The organism is Streptomyces sp. DH12 (assembly GCF_020873895.1).
GTDB lineage: Bacteria > Actinomycetota > Actinomycetes > Streptomycetales > Streptomycetaceae > Streptomyces.
On record NZ_JAHWGT010000425.1, the window covers coordinates 1 to 623 of the forward strand.

Sequence of the window (623 nt, forward strand, 5' to 3'; positions counted from 1 at the left end):
GTGTAGTGCCATGTGTCCGGCTTGCGGGACAGGCGTGACTTCTGGCGGAGGGTGGTACGGCCCAGGGCGTCGTGTTCGTAGCGGACGCGGCCGGCTCGGGTGATGCGGGTGCCCGCGTAGTCGCGGGCACCGGTCGCCTCGCCGCCCGGATGCGAGGTCGGCCATGACGCCGAGGTCTGGTTGCCGGCCTCGTCGTAGGCGTAGCGCTCCGTCCAGTTCGCGGCGTGCACGGCCGTCACGCGGCCCGTCGGGTCCTGTTCGAAGCGGCGCGTGCCGGAGAGCTGGTCCTCGATGCCGATCAGGTTGCCGTCGGCTCGGTAGGCATAAGCGCGGTGTTGCACGGAGCGGCTGTGCGGGCCTGTCACCGACTGGGTGGTCAGACGCCCCAAGGCGTCGTACGCCTGGGTCAGAGTGAGTCCTTCGCCTATGCGGCGCGTCACTTCCCGGCCCGTCGGGTCGTACGTGAAGTCGATCGTGCGGCCCGAGGCCGTCATGCCGACGCCGCGGCCCGTCGCGTCGTAGGCCCATGTCGTGGTCACGCCCGAGGGGGTCGTGCGGGCCGTGCGGCGGCCGAAGTCGTCGTAGGTGCAGGTGAGGGTGCGGCCGTCGACCGTCTCGGAGAG

1 pseudogene is annotated in these 623 nt (G+C 71.3%); it reads right to left on the reverse strand.

What is annotated here, in order from left to right:
• A pseudogene (locus LPA54_RS34960) lies at window positions 1-623 on the reverse strand (type IV secretion protein Rhs); the annotation flags it as partial.